7 protein-coding genes are annotated in these 7485 nt (G+C 42.5%); all 7 read left to right on the top strand.

Annotation, left to right across the window (positions count from 1 at the left end; translation table 11 throughout):
- Window positions 1–7: 7 nt before the first annotated feature.
- On the top strand, window positions 8–943 hold the full coding sequence (gene fmt, locus K1J10_RS01555) for a methionyl-tRNA formyltransferase (RefSeq protein WP_223355651.1): 936 nt from the start codon (window positions 8–10) through the stop codon (window positions 941–943).
- Window positions 933–2246 (top strand): 16S rRNA (cytosine(967)-C(5))-methyltransferase RsmB, encoded by a 1314-nt coding sequence (gene rsmB, locus K1J10_RS01560; protein WP_223355652.1) that lies wholly within the window; start codon window positions 933–935, stop codon window positions 2244–2246. The genes fmt and rsmB overlap by 11 nt, the downstream gene beginning before the upstream one ends.
- 21 nt (window positions 2247–2267) lie before the next feature.
- Window positions 2268–3008 carry a Stp1/IreP family PP2C-type Ser/Thr phosphatase gene (locus K1J10_RS01565; protein ID WP_223355653.1) on the top strand — a complete coding sequence of 247 codons (741 nt, stop codon included), beginning with the start codon at window positions 2268–2270 and terminating at the stop codon, window positions 3006–3008.
- Window positions 3005–4876 carry a Stk1 family PASTA domain-containing Ser/Thr kinase gene (pknB, locus tag K1J10_RS01570; protein ID WP_223355654.1) on the top strand — a complete coding sequence of 624 codons (1872 nt, stop codon included), beginning with the start codon at window positions 3005–3007 and terminating at the stop codon, window positions 4874–4876. Before K1J10_RS01565 ends, pknB begins: the two co-directional genes overlap by 4 nt.
- Before the next feature lie 130 nt (window positions 4877–5006).
- Window positions 5007–5702 (top strand): cell wall-active antibiotics response protein LiaF, encoded by a 696-nt coding sequence (liaF, locus tag K1J10_RS01575; protein WP_223355655.1) that lies wholly within the window; start codon window positions 5007–5009, stop codon window positions 5700–5702.
- Entirely contained in the window at window positions 5699–6718 is a 1020-nt protein-coding gene (locus K1J10_RS01580) for an envelope stress sensor histidine kinase LiaS (RefSeq protein WP_048691922.1), read from the top strand. Before liaF ends, K1J10_RS01580 begins: the two co-directional genes overlap by 4 nt.
- A complete protein-coding gene (locus K1J10_RS01585) occupies window positions 6696–7328 on the top strand; it encodes a response regulator transcription factor (protein WP_061563639.1) in 633 nt (210 codons plus the stop codon). Before K1J10_RS01580 ends, K1J10_RS01585 begins: the two co-directional genes overlap by 23 nt.
- Window positions 7329–7485 lie beyond the last annotated feature (157 nt).

A 7485-nucleotide genomic window follows, 5' to 3' on the forward strand; every position in this document is an offset into this window, starting at 1 on the left:
AGAAAAAATGACAAAAATACTATTTATGGGAACGCCTGATTTCTCAGCTACAGTCTTAAAAGGCTTGATTTCTGATGAATGCTATGAGATTCTAGCCGTTGTGACCCAACCAGATCGTGCAGTTGGCCGGAAAAAAGAAATCCGAATGACGCCAGTAAAAGAAGTGGCTTTAGAAGCAGGCTTGCCAATCTATCAGCCGGAGAAACTATCTGGAAGTCAAGAACTAGAAGACTTATTGGCTTTGGGAGCAGACGGGATTGTCACAGCAGCCTTTGGACAATTCTTGCCGAGTCGTTTGTTAGAGGCGATGAAGTTTTCTGTCAACGTGCATGCTTCCCTTCTTCCAAAATACCGTGGTGGAGCTCCTATTCATTATGCTATCATGAATGGGGATAAAGAAGCTGGTGTGACCATCATGGAAATGGTCAAAGAGATGGATGCTGGAGATATGATTTCTTCTCGCGCTATCCCTATTTTAGAGGAAGACAATGTGGGAACCCTATTTGAGAAATTGGCTCTTGTCGGTCGGGATCTTCTTTTAGAAACTCTGCCAGCTTACCTTGCGGGAGAGCTTAAGCCCCAACCGCAGGATTCCCAACAAGTCACCTTCTCTCCCAATATCAAGCCAGAAGAAGAACGCCTGGATTGGACACGGACTAACCGTGAACTCTTTAACCAAGTTCGAGGCATGTATCCTTGGCCAGTTGCCCATACTCTATGGAAGGGTGAACGCTTTAAGATTTACCAAGCAAAACCGTGTGAAGGTCAAGGAGAACCAGGGGAAATTTTAGCTCTCCATAAAAATGAAATCGTTGTTGCGACGGGTGAGGGAGCCCTGGCCTTGACCCTTGTTCAGCCAGCTGGTAAACCCAAGATGGCTGTCGGAGATTTCTTAAATGGTTTGGGGCGACAACTGCAAGTAGGTGATCAATTTGGTAAATAAGATGCAGACTGCACGAGGAGTAGCCCTATCTGCTCTAGGAGAGATTTTCCAGGACAGTGCTTTTTCAAATATCGCCCTCAAAAAAGTCCTGACTAAGGCGACCTTGTCAGATGTAGATAAAAGTCTAGTAACCGAAATCGTCTATGGGACGGTTTCACGCAAGCTAACCTTGGAATGGTATCTGTCGCACTTTGTCGCTGATCGGGACCAGGTGGATCCATGGATTTATCATCTTTTATTGATGAGCCTCTATCAGTTCGTCTATCTGGAGAAGATTCCTCCCCATGCTGTTGTCCATGAAGCAGTAGAGCTTGCCAAGCAACGGAAGAAGGGGAGCGAAAAATATGTCAATGCTCTCTTGCGGAAAATGCTACGAGAGGGGCTTCCATCGATTGACCAGATTAAACGAATCAACAAACGACTTTCGATCCGTTATTCTCTTCCGGTTTGGTTGGTGAAAAAGTTGATGGACGAGTATGGTGAACAGCGGGCCATTGCGATTTTTGAAAGTCTCTATGTCCGCAACAAGGCTAGTGTTCGAGTTGTCGACCTGGACCAAAAAGAAGAGATCAAAGAGCGATTGCAGGCCTCTGATTCTTTATTGGCTTCAACTGCCCTCGTAAAGGAGAATGGCTATTTTGCGGGCTCTGATTACTTCAAACAAGGGAAATTAACCATTCAAGATGAGACCAGTCAATTGGTCGCTCCGGCTTTAGAAGTCCAACCATCAGACCAGGTCTTGGATGCCTGTGCAGCACCTGGGGGCAAGACCACTCACCTAGCTTCTTATCTAGTCGATGGGAAGATTACAGCCTTGGACTTGTACGATCATAAGCTGCAATTGATCCAGGAAAATGCGGAACGTCTGGGAGTTGCAGATAAAATTCATACAAAAAAACTGGATGCCAGCAAGGTATATGAAGCTTTTGGGGCGGATGCCTTCGATAAAATCTTGGTAGATGCCCCTTGCTCTGGCATTGGTTTGATCCGCCGAAAGCCAGATATCAAGTACAATAAAGACAATGCTGACTTTGCATCTCTGCAGGCGATTCAATTGGAAATATTGGATGGAGTTTGTCAAAGTGTGCGGAAAGATGGTATAATAGTCTATAGTACATGCACAATTATAGGAGAAGAGAATTTTGATGTGGTTGACCAGTTTTTAGAAACCCATCCAAATTTTGAACTCGTGCCAATAGATCATGAACGAAAAGATATTCTGAAAGATGGTTGTATTTTAATTACACCAGAATTGTATGGAAGCGATGGTTTCTTTATTAGTCGTTTTCGAAGAATATCGTAATCTCAGGAGGATACGGACAGTATGGAAATTTCTATCTTAACCGATGTAGGTCAAAGACGGACAAATAACCAAGACTATGCAAATCAATATATAAATAAAGCGGGGAAATCCATGATTTTTCTAGCTGACGGGATGGGAGGACATCGTGCTGGTAATATTGCTAGCGAGATGGCTGTAACTGATCTTGGCGCTGCTTGGGTAGCGACTGAAATCAGCACCATTAACGAAGTAAGAGAGTGGTTTGCTGAGAATTTGGAAAAAGAAAACCAGCAGATCCATCGCATTGGTCAAGATGAAGAACATAAAGGAATGGGAACAACTCTGGAAGCTGTTGCCATTATCGATGACCAAGTCTTATTTGCGCATGTAGGAGATTCCCGAATTGGACTCGTGCGTAATGGGGAATACCATCAAATGACCAGTGACCATTCTTTAGTAAACGCCTTGCTCAAAGCTGGACAGATTACGGAAGAAGAGGCAGCTCATCATCCACAACGCAATATCATCACCCAATCCATCGGACAAAAGGATGAACTGCAACCGGACTTTGGTATGGTTACAGTTGAAGCGGGAGATTTCATTGTTATCAATAGTGATGGATTAACCAATATGATCTCTGGCGATGAAATCCGTGATATTGTTATCAGCGATTTATCGGTTGAAGAAAAGGCAAGAACCTTGATTCGCTTTGCGAATAATGCTGGCGGTTTGGACAATATTACAGTTGTACTGATTCGCTTTGCTGAGGAGGATGTGGCATGATTCAAATCGGCAAAATTTTTGCCGGACGATATAAGATAATCCGTCAAATCGGGCGTGGAGGGATGGCAGACGTCTATCTCGCTCGGGATTTAATCTTAGATGGTGAAGAAGTTGCAGTTAAAGTACTGAGGACCAATTACCAAACAGATCCAATTGCAGTTGCTCGCTTCCAACGAGAGGCTAAAGCGATGGCAGATTTGGATCATCCAAATATCGTTCGGATCACGGATATCGGCGAAGAGGATGGCCAACAATACTTGGCGATGGAATATGTCGCTGGTTTGGACTTGAAACGCTATATCAAAGAAAATGCTCCTCTCTCAAATGAAGAAGCTGTTCGCTTGATGGGGCAAATCCTCCTTGCGATGCGCTTTGCGCACACGCAAGGTATTATTCACCGTGATTTGAAACCTCAAAATGTCCTTTTAACATCGGACGGAAATGCCAAGGTTTCTGACTTTGGGATTGCGGTAGCCTTTGCTGAAACGAGTCTCACCCAGACCAACTCTATGTTGGGTTCGGTTCATTATTTATCACCAGAGCAAGCCAGAGGATCGAAAGCTTCTATTCAAAGTGATATCTATGCAATGGGGATTATTTTCTACGAAATGCTGACGGGTCATATCCCTTATGATGGGGATAGTGCAGTGACCATTGCGTTGCAACATTTCCAAAAACCACTGCCGTCCATCATCGAAGAGAACAAAAATGTTCCGCAGGCCTTGGAAAATGTGGTGATTAAGGCCACAGCAAAGAAACTATCCGATCGCTATAAGTCGGTAGCTGAAATGTATGTCGACTTGTCAAGTTGCCTATCTTATGAACGTCGTAACGAGAAAAAATTAGTCTTTGATGACGCTTCAAAAGCGGATACCAAGACCTTACCAAAGGTGAACGTGGTTCCAAAACCGGCTCCACTTCCAACATCAGATACTCGTCCTACAGTTCATGATGACCGACCAGTGGCTCCAGAGGATAGAACAGCTCCAGTTTCTCCAAAAAATAAGCCACGTCGTCGTTTGCGGACGCGCTACAAGGTCTTGTTTGTAGCCATAGCTTTGGTACTAGCTGCCTTTGCCTTTCTTCTTTATATGAGTCCAGCCAACAAAACAGTTCCGGACGTATCTGGAAAAACTGTGGCAGAAGCGCGTGCTATCATTGAAGATCAGGATCTTCAAGTTGGAGATGAAAAAGAAGAATACAGTGATTCGGTTCTGGAGGGTTATGTGATCCGTACCAATCCAAATGCAGGAGCTCAGAAAAAGGAAAATAGCAAGGTTGATTTGGTTGTCTCGAAAGGACCAAGCACCTTTGATATGCCGGACTATACTGGTAGGTCTAGAGAAGATGCGGAAAACGACCTAAAAACCACCTATAAGCTTTCTAGCAAGCTCATTTCGATTGAAGAAGTCGAGACCAATGAAGTGGAACCAGGAATCGTTATGGAGCAATCTCCTGCTGCTGGACAAAAATATGATTTGACTTCTAATACGAAAGTTGTTCTGAAAGTATCTAAGGAGAGTAATTCTATCGAGTTACCAAGTTATGTCGGTTCATATTATGAATTTGCTGTCTCTAATCTCGTTCAGATCTACGGGGTGAAGGAAGCAAATATTGAACGGAAGACCACATCGCATCTTCCGGATGGTGTAGAAGTCCTACCAGGTCAAATTGTGAGTCAGACTCCAGAAGCTCAATCGAGCATCGATATTAAAAAGACTCGCATTGTCTTGACTGTATACGAACCGAAGACGGAACCATCAAGTAGCACGAAAGCTTCAAGCAGTTCATCAGAAAGTTCAAGCTCTACAACAGTGGAATCCCATTCCAATACGGAACCTTCGGCTTCTACTGAACCAGAATCTTAACATGATGACCTTATAAACCCAGACCCAATCGGTCTGGGTTTTTTAGTAAAGAGAGAGTTGGAACGAATCCTTCTAGAGGCGGAAGCGAATCCCATAGAATTTTGATAAAATAGACTGGAGAGGTTCAATTATGTGGAAGATTCAATTGTTTGTGTTTGTTGAAGCTTTGTTACTCACCATGGCTGCAATCACTATTTTGGCGGGAAATATATCTCGTATCGTCCTAATCGTGGTTCTGTGCTTGCTTCTATTGTATTATTACATTGGAAAACAGCGGAGCAATTTTCTTTTAGTGGCATCCAGCATCCTGCTGTTTTTTATTGTCATGTTAAATCCTTATGTCATCGCTGCACTTTTGTTTGCCGTAGTCTATGCCTTGCTGGTGGCTTATCCCTATTTTTACCGTGAAAATGAAGAAGTGAAGATAGATTATGAGGAAGATGTAGAAATCCGACAAGAGAAAACGCCTTGGATTGGGGATTTACATCATTTTTCAAAGGTAAACTGCCATTTTCGTGATTTGACGATTACACGTTTATTCGGGAAGGATACGATCCACTTAGACGAAGTGATTGTAGTGAATCATGACAATGTCATCATCATGAGAAAGATGTTTGGTAATACGAAGATTATTTTGCCGGTGGATGTGGAGCTTAGCTTGCAGGTGAATACCTTATATGGAGAATTGCGACTCTTCTCTCAAAAACCTAGGAAATTGAGAAATGAGACAGTAAGCATGGAGACTCCAAATTATCGAAGTTCCCATCGAACAGTGAAGCTTGTTATTGCGGGGATTGTAGGAGATGTGGAGGTCGTCAGAGGATGAAACGAACAGACTATCTTTTAATCTTCCTTTATACGGTCTTAATTCTAGCTGTAATTATCCATTCGATCTTTGGTCTCTTTGACTTTCAGTGGACCTATCTACTGGAAGATTTATCAAAACTTCGTGCCTTTCTGTTTATCGGCTTTGGTTTGACGGTTGCTTTGACTATATTGATGATTCTATTGATTAAATTGATTCAATTTACAATTATGAACACCGTTCAAAAAAACCTGAGAAACTTGCTCGAAGGCAAGAAGCTAAAACTCGGAGAAAACAAAGAGATTAATGAAGAGTTTCAACGCTTGGATCGCAAGCTCAAACGCCTGACAGAAAATTTGCAACGAACAGAAAATCGGGTTATGCAAAATGAAGAAGAGATTGTGGAGAGAGAACGCAGGCGAATTGCCCGAGATCTCCATGATACAGTGAGCCAAGAATTATTTGCAGCTAATATGATTTTGTCCGGTGTAGCCAGTCAGGATCAAGTTCTTCAACTCCCTAAAGTAGGGCAACAGTTGAAGGGGGTCACAGAAATTCTAAACACCGCTCAAAATGATTTGCGGATTCTCTTATTACACTTGCGGCCGACAGAATTAGAAGGTCGAAACTTGGTAGAAGGTCTTCAGGTGATTTTTAGAGAACTACAAGAGAAGAGTAATTTAGAAGTTTATTTTGAACACGATGTTCAAAAGTTACCAAAAACTATTGAAGAGCATATTTTTCGAATTGTACAAGAAGTAGTGAGCAATACACTAAAACATGCCCATGCGAAGCGCTTGGATGTTTATCTGTTGCAAACAGAACAATCTCTCCATCTCAAATTAGCAGATGATGGAGTGGGATTTGATCCAGAATCTTTGGGTGAACTAAGTTACGGTATGAAGAATATTCAGGATCGAGTAGATGACATGGCAGGAAGAATTAAGATTTTGACCAGTCCCAAAAAGGGAGTGGCTATTGATATTAAAGTACCGTTAGTAGAAGGAGAAGATGATGAAATTATTACTAGTAGATGATCATGAAATGGTCCGATTAGGCTTGAAAAGCTATTTAAGTATGCAAGATGGGATTGATCAAGTCCTAGAGGCCAGTGATGGTCAAGAGGGTGTTGAGTTAGCCCTAAAGGAGCGGCCGGATGTCATCATTATGGATATTGTCATGCCCCATATGACTGGGATTGAAGCGACACTCGCAATCCTAAAGGAGTGGTCAGATGCAAAAATATTGATCCTAACATCCTATTTGGACAATGAAAAAATCTATCCTGTCTTGGATGCAGGAGCCAAGGGCTATATGCTCAAAACTTCCAGTGCAGAGGAAATTTTACGGGCTATTCGTAAGGTGGAGCAAGGAGAGTTGGCAATTGAGACAGAGGTCAGCCAAAAAGTAGAGTATCGGAAAAACCACGTGGAACTCCATGATGACTTGACCGCGCGTGAACGAGATATCTTAGCTTTGCTAACCAAAGGATATGAAAACCAACGAATTGCTGATGAGTTATTCATTTCATTAAAAACAGTCAAGACCCATGTGTCGAATATTTTGTCAAAATTAGAAGTGAGCGACCGTACTCAGGCAGTGGTCTATGCCTTCCAGCATCACTTGGTTTCTCAGGAAGATTTTTAGTCAAAAACATGCTATAATAGACAGCATACTGAATGGAGACCCACATGGATGCAAAAACACGCTACAAAGCAAAAAAGATTAAAAGCCCTGTTGTAAAATGAAGTGCAACACAAAAGACACGTTCATCTGATATACTAGAATTGCGAAAAACAGCATA

The organism is Streptococcus australis (assembly GCF_019930045.1).
GTDB classification, from domain to species: domain Bacteria; phylum Bacillota; class Bacilli; order Lactobacillales; family Streptococcaceae; genus Streptococcus; species Streptococcus australis_D.

Excerpts from the sequence above, each read along its gene's own strand:
- K1J10_RS01580 (WP_048691922.1), top strand. The coding sequence starts at position 5,699 with ATGAAACGAACAGACTATCTTTTAATCTTCCTTTATACGGTCTTAATT.
- K1J10_RS01565 (WP_223355653.1), top strand. The coding sequence starts at position 2,268 with ATGGAAATTTCTATCTTAACCGATGTAGGTCAAAGACGGACAAATAAC.
- pknB (WP_223355654.1), top strand. The coding sequence starts at position 3,005 with ATGATTCAAATCGGCAAAATTTTTGCCGGACGATATAAGATAATCCGT.
- fmt (WP_223355651.1), top strand. The coding sequence starts at position 8 with ATGACAAAAATACTATTTATGGGAACGCCTGATTTCTCAGCTACAGTC.
- K1J10_RS01585 (WP_061563639.1), top strand. The coding sequence starts at position 6,696 with ATGAAATTATTACTAGTAGATGATCATGAAATGGTCCGATTAGGCTTG.
- liaF (WP_223355655.1), top strand. The coding sequence starts at position 5,007 with ATGTGGAAGATTCAATTGTTTGTGTTTGTTGAAGCTTTGTTACTCACC.